This window comes from Pseudobdellovibrionaceae bacterium, from assembly GCA_019637875.1.
Taxonomy (GTDB): Bacteria; Bdellovibrionota; Bdellovibrionia; order Bdellovibrionales; family Bdellovibrionaceae; genus JAHBUW01.
In genome coordinates this window covers 225,939-245,610 of record JAHBUW010000004.1, presented here as the reverse complement: position 1 = coordinate 245,610, position 19,672 = coordinate 225,939, and the positions used below count along the sequence as shown (strand labels likewise).

The 19,672-nt window shown below is 60.5% G+C and carries 18 protein-coding genes; 7 read left to right on the top strand and 11 right to left on the bottom strand.

Going from position 1 to position 19,672, the window contains the following annotated elements; all coding sequences use genetic code 11:
- The coding region (locus KF767_07680) for a hypothetical protein (protein MBX3017751.1) at window positions 1–915 on the top strand (915 nt) is incomplete at its 5' end.
- Here the strand turns inward: KF767_07680 and KF767_07675 are convergent.
- From KF767_07675 to KF767_07655, 5 genes are all read right to left on the bottom strand, one after another.
- Window positions 912–1,583 carry a hypothetical protein gene (locus KF767_07675; GenBank protein MBX3017750.1) on the bottom strand — a complete coding sequence of 224 codons (672 nt, stop codon included), beginning with the start codon at window positions 1,581–1,583 and terminating at the stop codon, window positions 912–914. The genes KF767_07680 and KF767_07675 overlap by 4 nt on opposite strands.
- Before the next feature lie 69 nt (window positions 1,584–1,652).
- The gene (locus KF767_07670) at window positions 1,653–1,991 is read right to left on the bottom strand and encodes a hypothetical protein (protein MBX3017749.1); all 339 of its coding nucleotides are present in this window, start codon (window positions 1,989–1,991) and stop codon (window positions 1,653–1,655) included.
- Between the two features lie 20 nt (window positions 1,992–2,011).
- Complete coding sequence (locus KF767_07665; protein MBX3017748.1) at window positions 2,012–2,638, bottom strand: hypothetical protein; 627 nt, start codon at window positions 2,636–2,638, stop codon at window positions 2,012–2,014.
- Between the two features lie 149 nt (window positions 2,639–2,787).
- The gene (locus tag KF767_07660) at window positions 2,788–4,299 is read right to left on the bottom strand and encodes a HAMP domain-containing histidine kinase (protein MBX3017747.1); all 1,512 of its coding nucleotides are present in this window, start codon (window positions 4,297–4,299) and stop codon (window positions 2,788–2,790) included.
- Window positions 4,296–4,967 carry a response regulator transcription factor gene (locus KF767_07655; protein MBX3017746.1) on the bottom strand — a complete coding sequence of 224 codons (672 nt, stop codon included), beginning with the start codon at window positions 4,965–4,967 and terminating at the stop codon, window positions 4,296–4,298. The genes KF767_07660 and KF767_07655 overlap by 4 nt, the downstream gene beginning before the upstream one ends.
- A 167-nt stretch (window positions 4,968–5,134) precedes the next feature.
- On the opposite strand from KF767_07655, the gene KF767_07650 reads away from it, so the two are divergent.
- The 3 genes from KF767_07650 (at window position 5,135) to KF767_07640 (ending at window position 6,850) form a co-directional block, all read left to right on the top strand.
- A complete protein-coding gene (locus tag KF767_07650; GenBank protein MBX3017745.1) occupies window positions 5,135–5,446 on the top strand; it encodes a hypothetical protein in 312 nt (103 codons plus the stop codon).
- Window positions 5,447–5,672: 226 nt separating this feature from the next.
- Window positions 5,673–6,380 carry a hypothetical protein gene (locus KF767_07645; GenBank protein MBX3017744.1) on the top strand — a complete coding sequence of 236 codons (708 nt, stop codon included), beginning with the start codon at window positions 5,673–5,675 and terminating at the stop codon, window positions 6,378–6,380.
- Entirely contained in the window at window positions 6,377–6,850 is a 474-nt protein-coding gene (locus KF767_07640) for a hypothetical protein (GenBank protein MBX3017743.1), read from the top strand. The genes KF767_07645 and KF767_07640 overlap by 4 nt, the downstream gene beginning before the upstream one ends.
- 21 nt (window positions 6,851–6,871) lie before the next feature.
- Here KF767_07640 and KF767_07635 read toward each other — a convergent pair whose 3' ends face one another.
- Both KF767_07635 and KF767_07630 read right to left on the bottom strand, forming a co-directional pair.
- Window positions 6,872–7,675 carry a transglycosylase SLT domain-containing protein gene (locus tag KF767_07635; protein ID MBX3017742.1) on the bottom strand — a complete coding sequence of 268 codons (804 nt, stop codon included), beginning with the start codon at window positions 7,673–7,675 and terminating at the stop codon, window positions 6,872–6,874.
- Window positions 7,672–8,529 carry a hypothetical protein gene (locus tag KF767_07630; protein ID MBX3017741.1) on the bottom strand — a complete coding sequence of 286 codons (858 nt, stop codon included), beginning with the start codon at window positions 8,527–8,529 and terminating at the stop codon, window positions 7,672–7,674. The genes KF767_07635 and KF767_07630 overlap by 4 nt, the downstream gene beginning before the upstream one ends.
- Window positions 8,530–8,790: 261 nt before the next feature.
- On the opposite strand from KF767_07630, the gene KF767_07625 reads away from it, so the two are divergent.
- Together KF767_07625 and KF767_07620 are read left to right on the top strand one after the other, a co-directional pair.
- Complete coding sequence (locus tag KF767_07625) at window positions 8,791–10,569, top strand: BamA/TamA family outer membrane protein (protein ID MBX3017740.1); 1,779 nt, start codon at window positions 8,791–8,793, stop codon at window positions 10,567–10,569.
- Window positions 10,569–12,812 carry a translocation/assembly module TamB domain-containing protein gene (locus KF767_07620; protein MBX3017739.1) on the top strand — a complete coding sequence of 748 codons (2,244 nt, stop codon included), beginning with the start codon at window positions 10,569–10,571 and terminating at the stop codon, window positions 12,810–12,812. The genes KF767_07625 and KF767_07620 overlap by 1 nt, the downstream gene beginning before the upstream one ends.
- Here KF767_07620 and KF767_07615 read toward each other — a convergent pair.
- The 3 genes from KF767_07615 to KF767_07605 all read right to left on the bottom strand — a co-directional run bounded on the left by KF767_07615 (window position 12,799) and on the right by KF767_07605 (window position 16,640).
- Window positions 12,799–13,551 (bottom strand): hypothetical protein, encoded by a 753-nt coding sequence (locus KF767_07615; protein MBX3017738.1) that lies wholly within the window; start codon window positions 13,549–13,551, stop codon window positions 12,799–12,801. The genes KF767_07620 and KF767_07615 overlap by 14 nt on opposite strands.
- Complete coding sequence (locus KF767_07610) at window positions 13,548–15,791, bottom strand: hypothetical protein (protein MBX3017737.1); 2,244 nt, start codon at window positions 15,789–15,791, stop codon at window positions 13,548–13,550. Before KF767_07610 ends, KF767_07615 begins: the two co-directional genes overlap by 4 nt.
- 78 nt (window positions 15,792–15,869) lie before the next feature.
- Window positions 15,870–16,640 (bottom strand): ZIP family metal transporter, encoded by a 771-nt coding sequence (locus tag KF767_07605; protein MBX3017736.1) that lies wholly within the window; start codon window positions 16,638–16,640, stop codon window positions 15,870–15,872.
- Window positions 16,641–16,733: 93 nt separating this feature from the next.
- Between KF767_07605 and purT the strand changes: the two genes are divergently transcribed.
- Window positions 16,734–17,918, top strand: a complete 1,185-nt coding sequence (purT, locus tag KF767_07600) for a formate-dependent phosphoribosylglycinamide formyltransferase (protein ID MBX3017735.1) — start codon at window positions 16,734–16,736, stop codon at window positions 17,916–17,918.
- Here the strand turns inward: purT and KF767_07595 are convergent.
- Window positions 17,915–19,654: an IPT/TIG domain-containing protein gene (locus KF767_07595; protein MBX3017734.1), complete on the bottom strand. Its 1,740-nt coding sequence runs from the start codon at window positions 19,652–19,654 to the stop codon at window positions 17,915–17,917. The genes purT and KF767_07595 overlap by 4 nt on opposite strands.
- Window positions 19,655–19,672: the final 18 nt, after the last annotated feature.

Here is a 19,672-nt window from a genome sequence, read left to right as displayed (position 1 = left end):
CACGTCTACTCGACGCTTTACCGCACCTACTTCGACGGCGAGGAGTTTCGCCGAAACCGTAAACTCTTGACCCTTATCCCTTTGGGACTTTTCTTCGCGGGCGTTCTGCTTTACGCGATCCATCCCCTGTGGTTCTGGCGAACGCTTGCCTACGTCGCGGTCTTTCACTTCATCCGCCAGCAGTATGGTTTTCTACGCCTTTACGCGCGCGAGGAAAATCCGACGCCGCTCGAACGTCACAGCGCCACCGCGGTCATCTACGCGGCGACCCTTTACCCGCTTCTGTACTGGCACTCGCGCACGGACCGGGATTTTCACTGGTTCCTGGCCGGCGATTTTTGGACGGCGGTCCCGGAAGGCCTCGCGCAAGCGGGCTTCGTCGTCTACCTCGGTGTCATCGCGCTGTATCTGTTCACCGAAACCCGTGCGAGCCTCCGGCGGGGCGGATTCAACCTGCCCAAAAACGGGATCGTCTTCGGAACCCTGTTGTCCTGGTACTTGGGGATCGTGCATTTCAATTTGGATTTGGTGTTCACGATCACGAACGTGGTTTCCCACGGGATTCCGTACCTGGCGCTCATCTGGGTGTACGGAGCGCGCCGCCGCGAACGCGGCGAACTCGTCGGCGCGAGTCACTTCGTCTCGCGGGTGATCGGGATCCCCGCGTTTTTCGGCCTGCTTCTTCTTTTCGCCTACGTCGAAGAGGGCTTCTGGGCGGGCTTCGTCTGGCGCGAGCACCTCGCGGCTTTTCCGATCTTCGCGGAGCTTCCTCCGCTGACCAGCCACGAGGCGCTGAGCCTTCTTGTGCCCCTGCTCGCCCTCCCCCAGGCGACTCACTACGTCCTGGACGGGTTCATCTGGCGGATCAAAGATCCTGAAGCCACATGGACCGACGTGCTGTGGGGCCGGACTTAGTTCGAAGCTTCGCAATGACGTTCATAGAAACGCTGCAGGCTTGCCTGCACTTGGGCCGGAAGCGCAAGGCCGTTCGGCAAAGCGCCGCCGTTCGCCCGTGCGAAAACCGCATCCTGGCAGATCCGTTGGCGCCCTTCCGTCAGCAAGCAGTTCTGCTGCTCTTCGGTCAGGATCGGCCGCGCCCCCGAAGGGATCCCGTCGATGCGGTCCTTCAAGATTTCGCGGCCCCGATCGAAAGCCGCCTGGTAGGAAGGGTCCTCCTGCAGGCGCGCGAGCTTCTCACGTAGCGCTTGCAGCTCCACTTCTAACTCTTCGATATTTGGCGCGTTTTCGGACTTCAAGCGCTCCTTGAGCTCACCCGCGATCTGGATCATTTTCTGAATCGCCTGTTCGCGCGAAAGCAGCTCGACGACTTCGCGCTCTTGGCCCGAAAGCCGGGGCGCGACGGCATCATTCTGAATGCCGCAGACCTCTTTGGGGTTTTGGTCGATCAACGTGACGGTCGCCTCGTCCCCCGTCGCCGCGGTCTCTTCGACGTCGCTGACCGTCTTACGACTGAGCCCCAGAAGTTCGTCCGAAGTGAGGGCGCCGAAGTCGTTATTGAGTTTGAATTCCTGACCGCAGGCGGTGAGCAGGAGCAGCATCAAGACAGGTGCGAATCGTTTCATGAATCCTCCGTTTCCATCAGTCTGCGCCCCACGGGACGCCCGAACGACTGACAAAGCTGCGGAGAAGTCTCAGTCCGAAACGGTCGAAAGGCGCTTCAGGATGGATTCGACCACGGCTTCTTCCGTGGCGCCGGAGGTGACTCCTAAACGAGTGATACCGTAGCGGGGTTCGTCGCCCGGGGGTTCCGCGGGCAGGATTTCGGAGTCCGCCAAAGTCACCCGATCCGGCGGGCACAGGCGTTGGCACTGCCCGACCTCGATCTGCAATCGCCCCTCGGGATCTTGCGCCCGCACTTTTTCACGAACGCGCTCGAAGAAGGCCTCGCGCTCGACCCGATTCGTGATCAGGCCCAAGGCGCGCAGGCAACTGGAGCAAACTTCGATGCGGGTGCGGGACGGGGCATTCATCGTCCAGCACCTTACCGCATTTACTGGCAAATCACCATGCGCGAAGTGTTGGGCTCCACCAACGTGTAACCCGCGCAGTTGGCGCCCGCGCAGTACACCGTCTGGGCCCCGTAGGCGGTCACGTAGTAATAGTAGCCCACGCACGAAAGCCCCGTGGACCCCGTGCAATAGCTCGCCGCCACGATCTGTCCCGTATTCGAGTAACAGTAGCCGCCGGCTTGGTAGTATCCCGTGGCCGCGCAGTAGGTCGAAACCACCGCCTGCCCCGTGCTCGAATAACAAACGCCATTCGCCAGGTAATAGCCACCATTGGAGCAGTAGCTGGTCGCCACGGCCTGACCGGTGCTCGAGTAGCAGACGTTTCCCGAAAGGTAATAGCCGGTGTTCGTGCAGTAACTCGAAGCGACCGCTTGTCCCGTGCTGGTATAACAAACGCCGTTCGTCAGCGTATAGGTCGAGCCGCAGTAGGTGCTGCTGACCTGCACGCCCGCGTTCGAGGTGCAGACGCCGTTGATCCAGCTGTAGGTCGTCGTCGTCGTGGCGGTCGTGCTCGAGGTGTTTTGTCCCGCGCAGGCCGAAAGCATCAGCCCGAAGACCGAAAGAACCAAGACCCAGATTTGATCGGTAACACGTTTTTGAGTTTTCATACCCCGAGAGAGTTCAAGGGCCGGGCCCCTCCACACTTCTCCACAAAGCCGAAAAACCGAAGGGTCTTGCGGGCGTGGAAGAAGTGTGGAACGGACCAAAACGTCGATCCCTCCGGAGGGGCCGAAGTTCGGCCCGAGTGTGGAAGAACCTAGGTCCGCGGCAGACGGATCTGCACCTGCGCGCCGCCGGGTCGCAGACTCGATTCGTTCGCGGCCTTCAGGTCGCCCCCGTGCGCGCGGATCACCGTCTTCATGATGACCGAACCGAGACCGAGCGAGATGCGCCCGTCCTGCTGGGCTTCCAGGCGCCGCGAGATCCGACGCTCGCCGAAGGACTCGATGACGTCCGCGTGAAAACCGGCGCCGTCGTCCTCGATGAACACATCGACCTTGCCGTCCGCGGCGATCTCCCAGCGCAAAAGGACTTTCGACTTCGCGAACGATTTCGCGTTCTCGATGCCGTTGCGCAGGACCCGCCGCAAAAGCTGCTCGTCCCCGTGGACCTCAAGGACGTCGTCCGCGCCGATCGTGGGATCGCCGCCGGGGCCGCGCGACTCCACGACGATGTTGGATTTCGAGGACTCCGAGCGCGAATTCGCGTTCGTGCCCTCCTCGCGGATCAATCCCGCCAGGTTCACCCGATCGTGCCCCACCTGGTAGCGTGGCTCGCCCACCCGCGCGAGGAACAGCAGATCTTCGACGAGCTTTTCGAAATACCCGACCTCGGCCTGCGCGAGCCGCAGGATCTCTTCCTGGGTTTCGTGCGGAAGTTTCTCGCGCTGAATATTCAAGGTTTCGATCAACGTGCGCAGCGACGCGACCGGCGTGCGCAGATCGTGGGCGAGATCCTGCAAAAGCGTCATGCGCGAGCGCTCGATCTGGCGGACCTGCTCGACCAGACGTTCGATCTCGTCGGCCATGGTATTGAAACGCATCATCGCGCGGCCAATTTCGTCGGTGCGACGGATCGGGAAACGCGCCTTCAGATTTCCGTTCTGCAGATCCGTGATGACCTGATCGGCCAGCGCGACCATACCGTCGAACGAACGGTACAGCACGAGCAGCGCCGCCAAGCCGCCGAGCAGAATGGTGACGGTCAAAACGCCGAGCGGAACCCAGGGACCGCCCAGCCCTCCGGACGGCATCTTCCAGCGCATCTCGTGCAGCAGATAGGTCGCGGGTTCGCCGGGCAGACGCACGATCACGTGCGAGGGGGGCTCGCCCACCATACGCTGCTCGAAGACCTCCGTGGGAAGATGATTTTCCGGAGCGTGAAAGACCTCTTTTTCGTCGGGACCGCCCGCCGGCAACTCCTCTTCCGGCGGCGGCGGTCCGCGAAACCCTTCCATGAATCCCGGTGGTCGCGCGCGCGGCCAGCGCACCAAACGATCCGTGGGGTAGATCTGATGTCCTTCGTGATCCCAAAGCGAAAGCCGCGAGCCGCCCGGCTCCATGTTCGCTTCGACTTTCTTCAGCGCCGCCACGTAGTCGCCGTTCGCGAAGGCCGCCAGAAAGCGCGCCGTATTGAGCGGCGGCGGCGGACGGTTTTCGCGCGTCACTTTCATCAGCCAATGATTCACGAGCAGTCCCCAGAGGACGAAAAACCCCAGAACCCCGATGACCATCAAGAAGTGACGACGAAAAAGCGAGGACTGGATCATGTCTTCTCCAGCCGGTAGCCGATGCCGTAGATCGGCGCGATCTGGATGTCCTCGATGCCCGCTTTACGGAGCTTCGTGCGGATGTGACTGACGTGGGAGTCCACGGTGCGATCGAAAATTTCGGCGTCTTTGTCGATCGCCTGTACGAGGTCCGCGCGCGTGACCGCCTGCTCGGCCCGCTGCACGAGGTACAAAAGGATCTCGTATTCCTTGCGGTTCAAGTCGAAAGCCTGTCCTTTATATTCGACCGCACGGCTTTTCGTTTTCATCACGAGTTCGCCGTAGCGGAAGCTCTCTTCGCGCAAAAGCGGCTCGCGCAGCGCCGCCTTGATGCGGGCGACGAGTTCACGCGTGCCGAAAGGTTTCTTCACGTAATCGGTCGCGCCGCGCTCGAAACCTTCGACGACCTTATCTTCCTCGGTCTGCGCGGTCAGGATGATGACGGGTTTTTTAAAGGCCTCGCCGCGAATACGGGTCAGAAAATCCAGACCGCTCCCGTCCGGAAGGCCGAGATCGAGCAGCACGAGCTCGATACGGTTCACGGGCAACAGCGTTTTCGCCTCTTCGAGGTTTTTCGCCCAGTAGACCTGGTAGCCTTCCGTCTGCAAGTGGATGGAAAGTCCACGCCCGATACCCGGATCATCTTCGACCAACAGAATTTCGATCACGCTGACCTCCCAGAGTTTCCAACATCCTCACACCTTTTCCACGCTCTCGTCAAAAAACTGTGAAATGGTTTTTGATTTTGAGAATTCCCGCGCCGCTCAACAACGGCTCCATCATCCGGCGTTAAAGTCACCTCATAAACGCCGTGACCGCGGCAAAGGAAGTGAAGATGAAAACACAAACCAAACTGCAAAGAGCCTTGTTCTTTTCGGCCACGATTCTGAGTTTTTTCGCCCTGCATGCGGACGTGACTTTGGCGCAGCAACATCGACCGCGCGGTCTTCCCCCCGAACTCCGCGCCCAGTTGACGGAGGCCCAAATCGCGGAGCTTGAAGCGGCGACGAACTTCGAAGACAAAAAAACCTTGCTCGATGCGTGGGGAATCAAACCTCCCGAACGCCGCGGGCATCGCAAAATGTCGCCAGAAGAATTGGAGCGAAAAAAGATCCAGGCCGAATCCCAACCGGAAGGAGTCCAATAGAAAGCTACGCTTCATCACCGACATCCACCGTTTCCGTTCGCCCCCGGTCGCTTTGATCGGGGGCTTTTCATGATCCCAGCGTACCCGTCAAAGATGGAACCCGGGTGGAACCCTCGCTCCACGCCACCACCCGTCCCGAACCGGGACGCATAAAAAATGCCATAAGTGCCCGCTACGCCCTCCGTTTTTGCCTTTCCCCGGTCGCTTCGCTAGATCCCGCAGGAGCATGAACGCGGGACAGATCCTTCTTCTTTCCACCAGCTTGCTCACCCTTTTGTGGTGGGGACAGCTCTTGGTGCGACAGCGCGCGCTGATCGCCGCGACCGGTCCCGCGTCGTGGACACTCGGTTTCCTGCTGCCGCTCCCTTTCTTCGCGATCCCCTTGTCCCTCGCCCGCTTGGGACTCTTGGCGGACTTTGCGAAATGGCCGCCCCCGTTTTTCCTGTTCGTGCTTTTCATGTTCGCCCTTGCCTTCGCCGTCGCGCGCGCGCCGATCGTGCGCGCCTTCGCGAACGAAATCGGCGTCGCGGGACTTGTGCTGTTCCAGAGCTTTCGTTTTCTGCCCGAAGCCGCGATCGCGGCGGGCGTCCGCCAAGGCATCGCGCCCGCGCAGCTCGGGGCCGGCGGCTACAATTTCGACGTGCTGGTCGCGTGCGTCGCCCTCCTCCTGGGCGTGATGATGAAACGCCACCCCGAACGCTTCACTCCGCCGCGCTGGGCTCTGGGTTTTCAGCTGTTCGGCGCGGCGAGCCTCGTGAATATTTTGGTGATCGCGATCACGTCGTTTCCGACACCGCTGCAACTTTTCGCCGCGTCCCAAAGTAATGAGTGGGTCGCGTTCGAGCCCTACGTCTTGCTTCCCGGCTTCATGGTGAGCGTCGCCATCATCGGGCATCTTTTGCTGCAACAACAACTTTCGAAGGAGTCCCCATGAACTCGTTTCTGCTGATCTGCGCGATGTCCGTCGCCGCCGGTAAAATCTGGAGCGAAGGCGATAGCGTTTATTTCCGTTATGAAGACCGCCTGGGGAAAATCAATTTTCCCATCTACGAAGGCGTCGTTACGCCGCCGATGGGCCCCATGCTGGATTACGCCGCGAAAGACCTCGCGGTGTTTGACGGTGTCGTGCTGGCCCGCTGGGATAAGAAAAACTGCAAATGGGACAAGGCCCGCCCGCAGCTGATCGAGTGCTCGGGTCGCGGCGAAATCCTGGCCCCCGCGAACGTGGCGCCGGGTCTTTCGACGAACGGGATCTCGACCACGATCGAACGGAACGAGCGTCTGAGCCTGGAATGGGAACGCGTGAAGTTCAACTGGGGCGTCGACTCGCAGAAGGAGTACTACGTCCACCACTTCGTGACGTTCCCTTTCAATCGTATGAACTGCTCGGGGAAAGCCGACTAACGTCGGCCCCCGCCTTTTGAATTACTGACGGTTCTCGGTTCCCGTCGCGCCCGCACTCTGCGTGTCGGGTTTGCCGTTGCGGTTGCAGTAACCTTGGTTCACTTTTTTCTGCATCCGCTCACGTTTGGCCTTGTCGATTTCACGATACGGCTGGAAGTAACGGGCCGCGCCCCGCGCCTGACTCTTCGAACCTTTACCCGCTTCCCCGTCCCGCTGCATCCAGTGGATCGCGATCTGGGTCCCGCACTTCAGGCTCTTTTTCGGATCGTTCAGATCTTTGTCGGATTTCAAATCCTTGCAGCATTTGTATTTCCGAACCGAATCCGTGGACAGCTGCAGAAGCCCTTTCGCGTTGCCGACCTTCGCACCTTTCGGAATCTGGCTCCCGGTTTTTCCGTCCGCGGTGATGTTCGGACCCTTCGCGTTCGCGACCCACTCTGATTCTTCGATCACGAGCGCGGCGATCATCTGCTGCATGACCCCGGCAAACTCGTTTTTGTTGTTCGCCTTGGACGAGATGTTGGAGCAATACTTATCCAGCCCGTTGATCTGATTCGACTTGGCTTTCTGCTGGAGCTTTTCGAAGTCGTCCTTCGCGCAGTCCTCTTTGGTCATGGTTTCCATGATCTGCTTGCACCAGCCGTCTTTGACCCATTTCTCATTGGCGTTTTCACTGTCCGAGGTGCAAAGCCCCTTGGGGCCAGGGCCCTTCAACTGGGACGCAGCCGCGGCCACGCCGCCGCCGGGACGCGCCTGCGCCGAGAGCGCCGCGCCCAACAAAAGCAGGGGCAGATAACGAAGGATATGAATCGCCGGTGTCCTCATTGGCCACCGCCGATCATGCTGACCGACCCCGGACGTCGCGGGATCGCGCTCGGCTGAAGCTTCAACCAATCGCGCAGGCCCCCCAAATTTTTCTCGATGAGCGGATGCGTGCGACCGTCGGGAATGCGGCCGCCGAAATGATCCATGACTTCTTGTTTCATGAACGGCATCTCGGCCGTCGCGGTTTTCTGATCCTTCACGAGGTAAACGACTTGGGTGCCATCTTCCGAACGCGAGCCCAAAATATTTCCGTCCGCGAAGCTAAAAAGCTCCATCCGTTCGCTGAGCAGGTTGTCCTCAAGCTGACGAACCGGCACGCCTTCGAACGCGATCTCCGCGCGCAGGAAAACTTCTCCTTCGGCGAAGCGCATGTTCTCTTCGACGAAAGCTTCGTACTTCTGCGCGCCTTTCCAGTGCGCGTTCTTCGCCGCCAGCGCGTTCAGCACGAAGCTCGAAATCCCCGCGTTCTTCGGGGTATCGAGCGTTTCGTCGCGCAGAAGCTTCTTGAAATCAGGCGCGAGGTAACGAACCGTGACCTTCTTGTCGGCAAAAGCCGCGGTCGCTTGCGCCGAAAGATCGTCTTGCCGGGTCCACGTCTTCACGGATTTGGCCGAGCCCGTCAGCGTCGTGACGGATTCGACCCCGCTACGTTCCACGCCTTCGTCGTTTTTGCGGAGGGTGTAGTAACGAATGCTGCGTGTTTGGTTCGCGCGATCTTCCGCCAGCTGCTGAATGACATAACCGACGGGCTCGCCACGCGATTCGATCCGGTAGTAGGCTTCAAACAGGATCTCGGCCCGCGCCGGCAGCGTGAAAAGCAGAGCCCACATCGTGAAAAACAGATATTTCAGCATGCCCTTATGCTCGGACGAGCCCCGGGCCTTGTCAAAATGCTTCAAGAGATCCCCCAACTTTCAGAAACTCCAATTTCCTGAACCCCAATTCTCGATTGAGCAATTCCGAGGCCCGCTTTCACAAGCGTGAAAACGAGGTTCCGGCGACTTAGAACTGTCGACTCAGTTTGGGAATTCCGCCCCTTTTTTAGGAAATCATCGGTGGAAACCCTCGCTTAGGAATTTTCCGCCGAGGAATCCGTTCGTCTGGGAGTTCGACAATTGATTTTCCTGGATTTTTCGAACAAACTCCGCGCCGGCCCCATGATCGGACGCATCCTCTTCCTTCTCTTTTTCGCGCCACTTTCCGCCGGGGCCTACGAGCTTTGCCCCGGTATCACCATCGATGCGCCCGAACCCCTGAGCTTCAGTGCCAACGAACGTCGACTTCTCTGCGGCGATCCCGAAAGCCATGCCTGGCAGAAAATTCCGCCGACCCAAGCGCGTTACTTCGCGCGGATTTTCCTGCAAGACCGTGGCTACTTGGATCCGAGCTTCGACATTCGTGACGGTGGACTCGTCGTGGAGGTCGGCCCGCTTCGCCGGGTCGAACACCTGATCGTGAACGGCGCGCCCGCCTCCTTCCGTCTCGATCGCCGACGCAACCTGCGCGGGCGGCCGTTGAATCCTGATATCCTGAACGAAACCGAAGCTTGGGCGAAGACGCGCCTGCAGGAACTCGGGTACGCTTGCGTGAAATTGGAGCTTCAAGCCTTCCCGCAAAACGGCGAAATCCGCATTCAGGTGGACCCCGGTCCGCAAATGCGTTTCGGGGAAGTTCAGCGCTTCGGCATGACGACCAAACCCGGCTTGGTCGAACGCAATCAGGCTTTCTATCAGGGGCAGGTCTTCGACCCCCGCCTCCTTCAGCTTTCGACCAATCGGTTGATCGGTCAGGAACTCTACATTGGGAGCTACTTCGATCCCCGTTGCGATCGCCCCCTGGGACCCAATAACGAAATCCAAATCGACCGTCACCTGGTTTCCAGTACGCCGCGCCTGCTGACGTTCGGGGTCGGCGTCGATTCCGAGGTCGGGCCCATTTTGAAGACCAGCTTCCGTCACGTTTTACTGACCGAGAACGGCAGTCAGGGACAAGTCACGCTGACCGCCTCGTACCGCGAACAGAAGTTCGAAGCGCGGATGCAGCACTATCCTTTAAGTGACGCCCGCTCGCGCGTCTACATCGAGCCCCGCTACGAGCTGCGCCGTGAACTCGAAGACCAATTCGAATCGGTGACGAACCAATTCTCGGTTTCCCCGGGGTTCAGCATCGAAACCGACTCGGCCGAACATCGTGCCTCGATCGGTCCGGCGATCGAAGACGTTCGCGTTTTCGACAACGCCACCGGCCCCCGGCAAAACGATTCGACCTTCGTGACCTTTAACGCCGCCGGAAAAAGCCACCTGTTTGAGTACTTCGTCGCTGAACCTCAAGAGGGCTGGAACTACGCGATCAACGTGAATTCACGTCTGCGCGGCGTCGACTCGCCGACGACCTATCACCGTTTCCAAGTCGACTTGCTTGGTCTTTGGAACGTACTGGATTTCGATCCTCCGCTCATGGTCGTAGGCACGCGCATTCGCCTGGGCAGCTTCATTTTCGAAGACCGTCTGGCCGGGCTGGGCGAAGTCCCCGTCAGCCAACGTTTCTTCATCGGGGGGGACTCGGATCTTCGCGGTTTCGCGCGGAAGCAGTTGCCGCTCGACGCTTCGGGATTCGTCTCGAGCTACACCCAAGGCCTTGAACTCCGTTTCGTCGAAATGCTTCCCTTTAAACTGCAGCCCCTGATCATTTTCGATTTCGGCTGGGGCGGACACGAATCGCTGAAACTTGACGACACTCTTTACTACAGCCCGGGCGTCGGCCTGCGCTGGAGCTCACCGCTTGGTCCCGTGCGCACGACGCTCGCGCAAGGACGCATCAGTCAGCCGACCGCCGCCAGCGGCGATCTGGATGCCCGCTGGCAGTGGTTCGTCAGTTTCGGACGGGAGTTCTGATGCTCCGGTTCCTGCGACGTGGCCTTGCGTTTCTGGCCGGCATCTTCGCGTTCTTGGTCGTCGTGATCGGCATCGCCGCGTTCGTGATTTTGTACCGGCCCGAGCTCGTCGTGAACGCGGCCAACGTCCGTTGGGCGCTCGCGACCTTCGCGCCGCAACTGCGCCTGAGCTTCGATGCGCTCGATCTGCGGGTCGAATCGGAAAGCTTCTGGCGCAAACATCTTTTCGTCGACAGTGAAAAGCTCTGTTTGGATCTGAACGATCCACATCTGATTCACTTCTGCGCTGCGAAACTTCATATCGACGTGAAGTTCGACTTCGCGGGCTTCAAAATCCGTCTTTCCGCGCCGCCCACGTTCCACCTCAAAGGCGGCGAACTCGCGTTGACGTTGAAACCGGGCGCCCCCGCGAAAACCTCGGATCCGCTCGCGCAAATTCCCGAGCCCAGCTTCCGCGGCCTTATCGGCCCTTACCAGAATCTGATCCCCAGCGAAGCCTGGGGCGACATCGTCATCGAAATGGCAAGTTTGGATCTGCGCTTCAGCGAAGGTTTCCGTTTGGGTGGCGCGGCCGAAATCGCCAACGGCGAAACGCCCGAGGTTCTCAACGCTTCGACGAGTTTGGACTTCGACTTGGGTGAGAAGCCCCTGCGTCTGCACCTGGACGCGGCGGCCATTGCCGACCTCAAAGCCGCGACGCTGAAGGCGCAGCTGCGTCTGCCGGATTTTCACCGCCTGTCCGCGGACGTCACGCTCGCGGAAGACCTGCGGATCGACGCGAAGGCGCAGGTCCGTGGACGGACCGCGAAAGTGGACGTCGCCACCGACATCGTCGCCGGCCCGCGCGACGCGCGTATCAACACGAAGGCCCGCCTGGATCTGGAGCGCCCGCCCTTTCTGAAGTCCCGGGACATCCCGCTTCCCCGCATCGAGATCAATCAGAAAGCGCACATCACTTACCGCTTCTCGCCGCGAGAGTATCTTTTCGATTTGGATTCCAGCCTCGACAGCCCCAGCTTCAGCGGCATCGAGGTCGACGCGCAGATCGCGGGCGCTTTCCGTTACGCGCGCGATTCCGACTGGCGCGATGAGCTGAAGCCGCGCGCCCTCGAAGCCAAAGTGCGCGTCGGCGATCTGCAGCGGCTCGCGCGCGAAATCCGCTGGACGCTCCTGCAGATCCCCGCGCCCTTCTACCGGATGAGCGGGCCGATCGAACTGCGTGTTTCGAGCGACAATCCCAATCCCCGCGCGGGCACGGCGAACGTGCACCTCACGACGGATCTGGGCGACGGCCTGCAGGCCGTGAAACTTGACCTGAATGCTGAGGTGCGGGGTTTCGAGCTTCTGAAGCCGTCCCGGCGCGTGGAGGTCCGCGCGAATCTCGAAATTCCGCGCCTGATTCTGGAGCTGCCGCGACTCTCGCTTTTGGGACTTCCCCGTTTCGTTCGGGATTCGCGCATTCAGGCGCCGAACCTCGCCCCCGCCGATAGCGATGCGCTCGTCGTGAAACAAAAGTCGCAGCCGCCGCCTTTTCCCTGGTCGCTCGACCTTCGCATGCGCACGCCGAATGAACCGATCATTCTGCGCTCGAACCTGATCTCGGAACCGGTCCCGCTGAAGATCGATCAGCGCCTGCAGATCGGCAGTTCCGGACCGGCCTCTTTCACGGGCCTGACCCAAGTTTTGCCCATGCAGGTCGAGCTGTTCCGTCGGCAAATCCAAGTGAACCGCATCAACGTGAATCGTCCGACATCGTCGGCGACGGCGCTCGATGGACTTTTCAGCTACCAGACCAGCGAAGTGCAGGTCCGCATCCGGCTCTTGGGAACGACCGAATCGCCGCAAGTCGTATGGGAGTCCGACCCGCCGCTTTCGCAACGACAAATCATCTCGATCATCGTTTTCGGAAAATCCCTCGGCGAACTCTCGCAAGAGGAAAGCTCCTCGGCGCAAAACCTCGAACGGGCCTTCGCCGACGGCGCGCTCGGCGTGGCGTCGCTGTTCCTGCTCGCCTCGACGCCCATCGAATCGGTCAGTTATGATCCCGTGGCGAAAACCTACGCGGCCCGCTTGAAAGTCGACGGACGCACCTCGCTTTCACTGGGTTCGGATTTCGAGGACAAACAATCGCTCGCGCTGCGGCGCCAGTTGGGCGGTGCTTGGTCCATCAAGACCGAGCTGCAAAGCACGACCGAGCAAAAAGATCAGCTTTCGACGTTTCTGGAATGGTTCAAACGTTTCTGATGCGGAGTTCGAGCTGCGTGCCCCGATCCCCGATGAGCGCCGCGAGCTCTTCGTTGGAAATCGCGCGCGCGATTTCCAGCGCCCGCCGGAAGAATGACTCTTCCTGGCCAAAATCCGCGCCCCACGCCGCGCGCAGGAAGTAGTCGCGTTCTTCGCCCGACTCTTCGATACTGAGCGCCGCCTTGCACATCTCAATACGTTCTTCGTCGACGCCCATGCGTTCAGTGGTCCAGTTCGCGAGCCCCCATTCGAAATGGTTCAGGTAGGCTTCCACGTCCTGCCAGTAAGGGAAACCCGCTTCGGTTTTACAGAAGTAGGTCGCGCAGACTCCGGGACGGTTCAGCCATACCCCGCAGCGGTTGCGTTGACGATCATGGAAGGGGCAAAGCAGCCGCTCATCCTTGCCGAAAGCGTCGTAGCCCGCTTCGCTCTGCAGGACTTCGCGTTCCGCCGCCGCGTGCAGTCCCGTCGGCAGAAAAAGCCCCTGCGCCTTCGCGGCGGCGAAACGGACCCGCGCCCCGGAGGCGTTGGTTTGCAACATGGCGCCCAGCCCGAAATTCGGAACGTAGGGGAAGTAAGTGCAACACTTCAGATCCGCACGGAACGGCCCCGGGTCCCGCGTTACGCCGACGGGGTTCACCATCGCGCAGTCGTCGCAGGTCGCAAGTTTTTCGGCGCGCACGACGTGCAGGCGCGGGCGCAGCCAATGCTCGTAAAGCGGGGGATAGATGGGGCTCACTCGTGATCTTTTTTCTGCGACTCATCGACCATGTCAACACCCTCGACCGAATTGGCCGGCAGGCGCTGCTCGAATGCCAAAAAATTTCCCATCGCGAATTCGGCCCAGCCTTTGTACGGCACGTTCCGACGGATCAGCTCGCGACAACTGAAAGCGTTGGCCGTACGGCAAGACGCCCACAAATACTGCTCGCGGACGGCCGCCGACACTTGCCGCCCCTCCAACGAGAACAGCAGCGCTTCGCAGGCACGGCCCCCGGACGACATGCACAGGTAGTGCAGGCTTTGCGCCTGCTGGGCCCAGAACTCGCGACCGTAGTTTCCGAAATATTCCAGACGATCGTTGGCTTCCAAACTCAAGCAACGCTGGGGTTGGCGCAAACAATCCGTCCCCTGCAAACGCTCTTCGTTAGGGGGACCCGCACTGGAAATCAGGCGACTTTTCTTTTCGTTGCCGATCCAGAAAATCCGCTTCGTATAAATCTCGTAAACGACGTTCAACTGGCCCACGGTCGAGATCCGCGCGCTGACGGCTTCGTCCTTCGCCTCGCAGGCGGGGCAACTTTTCTTCATGCGCTCATCGCTGTCGGCCAGCGCGCCACTCAGTTGCGGCGAAGGCTCGGCACTCAGCTCATTGAGCAAGATTTCGAACTGACTCGTCACCTTACCCGCCGTATTGCGGGTCAGAAGATGGATTTTCTCCGACACGCGAATGAACTCGGCCGTCGAGGCCTGCGGAAAGCTCAGATTCGTGGCGAGCTCCACCGTATCGAAATCGCGAATGCGCGTGCGGTAAACCCGGGCCAACTGGTCTTCGACCCGCATCCAGTACAGCTGTCCGCCTTCGATGATGGCGGCCGCGGCCTGAAAAGGATAAGGCGTCCGCGTCCGGTTCACGAGATCCAGCACGACCAGGCGTTTGTTCAAGTCCTGTACGACGACCTGCCCCTCACCGCTGACGTGCAAAAGGCCCGGCGTTTCGCCCACCCCGCGCAAATCGTCGTCGTAGCGCACGACCTGCAGATTCTGCGGTTCGATCAGAAAAATTCCGTACGTCAAAGCGAGCGGAATCGGCTTTTCTTGACCCACGTCGTTGAGTTCAAAAGACGTCGAGGGAATCTCTTCCGCCTGCATCCCGAACGCCTGGCGATCCAGACGCGCCATCTGCCGACGCCAGCTGCGACGCTTCAGCTCTTGCGGCGTGGGCTTGTTCTTTTCCGCATCGGCGCGCGCCTCCTGAGCGACCCGGGACTGGGTCTGATCGCTCTGCTCGCGCACCCAAGGCGTGATCGTCGCGAAAATCCAGATCACCGACACGGCGATCGCGACGCCGCCGCCCACCAGCTGGGGCCAATAGAAACGGTCGGGTTTTCCCGTCACGCTTTCGTCGTAACGATCGGCGATCAGGTAATGCGCTTCTCCCGAGGCGCGGATCTCTCCGCAGATTTTATACTGCTCGTAACCCGCGGGCTCCGGGCGGTTCAACATCCGCGCGGCTTTGCGCGCGGCGAGCACGTAGCCGTTGTGATTTTCGCCCTCGATCGCTTTCGAATCGCGATTGGCTTGAAGCAGGGTGGCGTTGTCACGAATGGCGCGGGTCGCGGGATCGAAGACCTGCGCGGCGAAGTGCTTCAAAACGGCCGGCATGTCGAAGGGCGCCACTCCCGCATGGAAGGCCCCCATCACGTCAAGCGGAGCCCCGACCAGAATTTCTTCTTCGACGATGCGGAACTCCGAGCTCTTCAAAAAGTCCATCGGACCGCGGGACGGCGGAAACTCGGGAATGGCGACATCCAACATGGCGCTCACGAAGTTTTCCTGATCATTTTTCGAGACGCGGTTCCACGGCGTGGTCCGCTGGGTCGCGGTCTCCACTTCGGCGCCGTCGGGGCGCAGAATCGCCACGCCCGTGCCGTCCACCACAAAGAACGGATCGCGGAAACTGCGCGACCAGCAGGTCAGCCACTCTTGGCGACGGTCCCCGCCGGAGCCTCGCGCCACCCGGCGCTGAAGTTTGATCGTGTAGTAAACGGCCTGTCCGTCACGCAGGGTGGTGACCGGTTCGTGGATCGGCCAAGCAAAACCTTCGACCTCCACATGGCCGGTGGCGGTCATCGCCAACTTCGACTTCACGGAGGTCTTCGCGCGACGCCCGCGCGGACGCGACTTCAACGCGCGATTGATCACCGCGCAGCCCGCGAAAAAAAGGCCCATCAAAAACAGAAAAAGAAGCAGATTCATCCCAGTATCTCTTCGGGATTATTAAGAAATCGAATGAGGGATTTCACCGTCTTTTCTCAGTTTGAGACGACGATCAAACTAGGCCAGCCCCAAATCCAGAACCATCATGAGAATAAAGCCCACCAACACCCCGCCCGTGGCGTGAAGTTCGAATCCTTTGCGGTGAGATTCCGGGATGACCTCGTGGCTCACGACGAAAAGCATGGCGCCCGCGCACAGGGCGAAGGCCGACGGCAACAGCGCGACCGAAAACTGCAACGCGAGAAATCCGACGACCACGCCGGCCGACTCCATCAGCCCGGTGAAAGCCGTGATCAAAAAGGTGCGCGCGAAACTCATCCCGAGTGCCATGAGCCCGACCGCCACGATCCAGCCCTCCGGAAAATCCTGAAACGCGATCGCGGTCGCAAGCGTGGTCCCGAGTTTGTCGTCGCCACTGGAAATGCCGACGCCGACGGCCAGCCCCTCCGGTACGTTGTGCAACGCGACCGCCAGGATCAAAAGCCACTGCCGGCTCATCGCCTTGTGGGTCGCGGTGTCCTCTTGCCCTTCAAGCTTCAGCAGATGCTCATGGGGGATCACATGGTGAAAGCCGAGCAAAAGCGCGGCGCCGACCAAAATTCCCAGCCCGACGAACAGCGCCGACACGAGGGACGAGTAACCTTGCTTCTGAAACGCTTCGAGGCCCGGTAGCAGCAGCGAAAAGAAGGTCGCCCCCAGCATGACCCCCGCGCACATCCCCAGCAAAACGCTTTCGAGTCGCGGCCCCATCCGGCGCAAAAAATAGGCCGGGAATGCCCCGAAGCTGGTCGCCAGAAAAACGAGAAGCGCACCCGAAAGAAGATCCATGCCGAGGATCATTGGAACACAGCGATTCCACGCTGACAACACCTCCGGTCCGCGCTACAAGCGAAGGACATCACTTCCACCAAGGACTCGACCATGCTGCCATCTCGTGATCGTTTGGGTAAATCCATCAAACTGATGCTCTTGGGCTCGGGCGAGCTGGGGAAAGAGTTCGTCATCGCCGCGCAACGCCTGGGACTCACCACCATCGCGGTCGACCGCTACCACGGCGCCCCCGCGATGCAGGTCGCCGACCGCGCGATCGTCGTCGATATGTTGAATGGCGACGAACTGGAAAAGGTCATCCGCGCGGAAAAACCGGACTACATCGTCCCCGAGATCGAAGCCATCCGCACTTCGAAGTTGGTGGAACTCGAAAAGCAGGGATTCACCGTCATTCCGTCGGCCAAAGCCGCGAACTTGACGATGAACCGCGACGCGATTCGTGATCTCGCCGCAAACGAATTGAAATTGAAAACGGCGCGCTACGCCTACGCCGAGTCCTTCGAAGAGCTCGCCCGCGGCGCGGACGACATCGGTTTTCCTTGCGTCATCAAACCCGTCATGTCCTCCAGCGGCAAAGGTCAAAGCGTCGCGAAATCCGCCAAGGACTTGCAGGCCTCTTGGGACTACGCGCTGGCCGGCATGCGCGGGGATCAGAAAAAAATCATCGTCGAAGAGTTCATCCGCTTCGATTCCGAGATCACGCTTTTGACGATCAAACAGGTCAAAGGCAAAACGCTTTACTGCCCGCCTATCGGTCACCGTCAAGAACGCGGTGACTATCAAGAGTCGTGGATGCCCGGCAAAGTGCCCCCGCGTCTTTTGAAGAAGGCCCAGCTCATGGCGAAGAAGGTGACCGACGCGCTTGGGGGCGCGGGTCTTTTCGGCGTCGAGTTTTTCCTGACGAAAAACGATATCTACTTTTCGGAGCTTTCGCCGCGTCCGCACGATACGGGGCTCGTGACGCTCATGTCGCAGAACCTGTCGGAGTTCGAGCTGCATCTGCGCGCGATTTTGGGACTGCCGATTCCGAAGATCGCATCGACTGGTCCCACGGCTTCGGCCGTGATCCTGGCGCAGAAAGACCTCTCCGCGCCCGTCCTCACCGGCATCGACAAAGCCCTCGCGCAGGCCGGTACGGATCTTCGTTTGTTCGGCAAGCCCGACGCGCGCCCCTACCGGCGTATGGGCGTCGCGCTCGCCAATGGCAAAACCGTCGCCGAAGCGCGCCGCAAAGCCGCGAAGGCGGCGGCGCAGGTGAAGGTGATCGGCTCTTAACGTGAGTCGCGAATGACGCCCATCTGCGTGGCGTTCAGCGTTTGGTTCCACATCCCGGCTTTTTCGATTTTGCCGTCCAGGAAGCGACCGCCATTGCTGTCCCGGCCCAGATCGAAGGACTTGCCCCCGATGGCCAGCGCCGTGTGGGAAACACTGTTCGTCGCCGTTCCCGTATTCCGATAGCCAACGGCGGCCGACGTGCTGAGCGCTAGGCCCAAGAAGTTCCACGCGCCCGCGGAATAGGTCAGCCCCGAATTCCAGCCGTAGGTATTCGAGGCGTCGTTCCAGTGATAACCGATTTGCGTCGCGCTGGTGGTCGCATTCATACCCGTCGCGTTCAGCGTGCCCCGATGAAAAAGGAAACCCACGTACTGCGTCGAGGTCGTATCCAAGTTCACCCAACCCGCGAAGCTCACCGCCGCCGTATTCGCGATCGCCGTCAAAGTGCCGCTCATGAAATCCGCGGTCCCGTCGAAATCCAAACCCGCGCCGACCACGTTCGTCGGTCGCGCCCCGGCGGTCGCCTGGGTGAAGTTGATGTTGTTACCCGAAAGATCGCGCCAGCACGCCACGGCCGCGCCATTTCCCGCCGCCCCGGTGCAGTTCGTGGCGGTGAAAAGCGAATTCGGCGCGGTCGAGTCCAACCAGAACAGCGGCGCCCCGATGTAGCCGTACAAATTCGAAACCGTGGTCGCGCGCCCGCCGACGACCGCGCTCACGTTCGCGTATTCGATCGCGGAATTTCCGTTGGCGTTCGCCGGGACCGTGCAGGTCGCGGTCGTATCGTTCACGATCGTGAGCGCCGTGCACTCGCGCCCCGCGATCCAGACCTCCATCGGCGCCATGAAGCCCGCGCCCGTGACGGTCACCACTCCGCCCCCCGCGCCGATGCCCTGCCGGGGCGCGATCGACGTGAGCGTCGGCGCCTCGAAAGTCCGGCAGAATTTTCCCATTTCGTACAGATCCGTGATGCGCGCTTCGGCCCAAGCGGCACTCAAACTGAAGAAAGGCTCGGCGATTTGACCGTTGAAGAAGCTCGACGAGGGCGCCGACGCCCATCCCGCAAGTGAATCGTATCCCACGCGCACGTATGCGGTCGGGATCGACAGCGCCGCCGTGCTCGCACTGGACGCCACCAGCACGCCGTCGACGTACAACCGCATGCCCGCTCCGGACAAGGTCGCCACCGCGAAATGCCACTCGTTGTCGTTATAAGATTTCGGGGATTGGATCGTGATGTTCGCGCCGATACCGAAAAGCAGCTGCCCGGTGTTGCGCATGTAGATGTGCCGATCACGCGATCCCGATGCCCCGGTCGTGGCACTGCTGACTCCGATCAAACGACCACCGGTCGCCGTTGACGTTTTGAACCACAGACCGATGGTCATCACCGCGGGCGCGGCGGAACTTGCGACCGAGTACGCGTACTGTGTCGACCCGTTGAGCGCGAGCGCGCGCGAAGGCGCCGTCAGCAGAGGTCCCGCGGTGCGGGTCGGTCCCCCCACCAAGGTGCCCGCGCTGGCGTTCAAGATATCGACCAGATTCGTTCCCGACGCTTCTTGAATCCGCCAAGCGAAGGTCGGATTCTGGGCGCGCAACAGGGATTCATACTGATTGCAGCCCGCTTGCATCGCGCCGAAATGGATGGGGAACTGCGCGAAAACGAAATGCGGCATCAGGAGCCAAAGCCCCACGAGTCCCGAATTCCGTAAGCGTGCGATACTCCAACCGTCCATATGATTCTTATCGGCATT

Bases quoted from the DNA above. Each gene is read 5' to 3' on its own strand.
- KF767_07630 (MBX3017741.1), bottom strand. From the start codon at position 8,529: ATGCTGAAATATCTGTTTTTCACGATGTGGGCTCTGCTTTTCACGCTG.
- KF767_07675 (MBX3017750.1), bottom strand. From the start codon at position 1,583: ATGAAACGATTCGCACCTGTCTTGATGCTGCTCCTGCTCACCGCCTGC.
- KF767_07595 (MBX3017734.1), bottom strand. From the start codon at position 19,654: ATGGACGGTTGGAGTATCGCACGCTTACGGAATTCGGGACTCGTGGGG.
- KF767_07610 (MBX3017737.1), bottom strand. From the start codon at position 15,791: ATGAATCTGCTTCTTTTTCTGTTTTTGATGGGCCTTTTTTTCGCGGGC.
- KF767_07640 (MBX3017743.1), top strand. From the start codon at position 6,377: ATGAACTCGTTTCTGCTGATCTGCGCGATGTCCGTCGCCGCCGGTAAA.
- KF767_07650 (MBX3017745.1), top strand. From the start codon at position 5,135: ATGAAAACACAAACCAAACTGCAAAGAGCCTTGTTCTTTTCGGCCACG.
- KF767_07620 (MBX3017739.1), top strand. From the start codon at position 10,569: ATGCTCCGGTTCCTGCGACGTGGCCTTGCGTTTCTGGCCGGCATCTTC.
- KF767_07670 (MBX3017749.1), bottom strand. From the start codon at position 1,991: ATGAATGCCCCGTCCCGCACCCGCATCGAAGTTTGCTCCAGTTGCCTG.
- purT (MBX3017735.1), top strand. From the start codon at position 16,734: ATGCTGCCATCTCGTGATCGTTTGGGTAAATCCATCAAACTGATGCTC.
- KF767_07645 (MBX3017744.1), top strand. From the start codon at position 5,673: ATGAACGCGGGACAGATCCTTCTTCTTTCCACCAGCTTGCTCACCCTT.
- KF767_07605 (MBX3017736.1), bottom strand. From the start codon at position 16,640: ATGGATCTTCTTTCGGGTGCGCTTCTCGTTTTTCTGGCGACCAGCTTC.
- KF767_07660 (MBX3017747.1), bottom strand. From the start codon at position 4,299: ATGATCCAGTCCTCGCTTTTTCGTCGTCACTTCTTGATGGTCATCGGG.
- KF767_07665 (MBX3017748.1), bottom strand. From the start codon at position 2,638: ATGAAAACTCAAAAACGTGTTACCGATCAAATCTGGGTCTTGGTTCTT.
- KF767_07635 (MBX3017742.1), bottom strand. From the start codon at position 7,675: ATGAGGACACCGGCGATTCATATCCTTCGTTATCTGCCCCTGCTTTTG.